This window comes from Shewanella sp. 6_MG-2023 (genome assembly GCF_030547195.1).
GTDB lineage: Bacteria > Pseudomonadota > Gammaproteobacteria > Enterobacterales > Shewanellaceae > Shewanella.
Genome location: NZ_JAUOQU010000082.1, coordinates 1 through 667 on the forward strand (window position 1 = coordinate 1; position 667 = coordinate 667).

The 667-nt window shown below is 41.8% G+C and carries 1 protein-coding gene; it reads right to left on the reverse strand.

Features of this window, described 5'->3' with window-relative positions:
• Positions 1-100: 100 nt before the first annotated feature.
• A partial coding sequence (locus Q4533_RS19635) for an SCO family protein (protein WP_303503928.1) occupies positions 101-667 on the reverse strand: 567 nt, incomplete at its 5' end.

The following is a 667-nucleotide window of genomic DNA, read 5'->3' on the forward strand; positions in this document are numbered from 1 at the left end:
TTGTCCACAAATGAGTTACTACATCAGTCCTCGTCAAAACAAAAAGCCTCAATATTTTCATATTGAGGCTTTGTTATATTTCAATACCTATATAAAAACCTTAAGCACTTTCAATAATCTGCTTTAGATCCGCAACCAGCTCTTTATTCAAAATCTGTGGTATTTTCCCGGGTTGGGCTTTAGGTTTAAACACTGCAAACTTTTCCCCTTGTGGTGATACTAAAACATAGCTGGCGCTGTGATCCACTTGGTAATCTTCGCCGTCGCCAACCATGGCGTAGGCAAAACCTAAATCACGAGTAAAAGGAAATAGCTGAGCGTGATCGGCAGTAACGGCTTTGAAATCGCGGTTAAAAAAATTGATGTAATCTAAACGTTTAGTTTGGCTGTCCCTTGCGGGGTCCACTGACACAAACACCACTTGAATATTGTCGCTTACTGCTTGCAACTCTGGGTAGGCGGCATTGAGTTTATTAAGGGTTGTTGGGCAAACATCTGGGCATGAAGTAAAGCCGACAAATACTAAACTCCACTTACCTAAAAGCTGCTCATTGGTAAAGGTATTCCCCAATTGGTCTTGCATACTAAAAGGTGCCAGTGGTCTTGGGTTATCAAACAAATAACTTGTTTCAAGTGCCAGATCCGGCCTTGATTTAGTGGCAGTGGC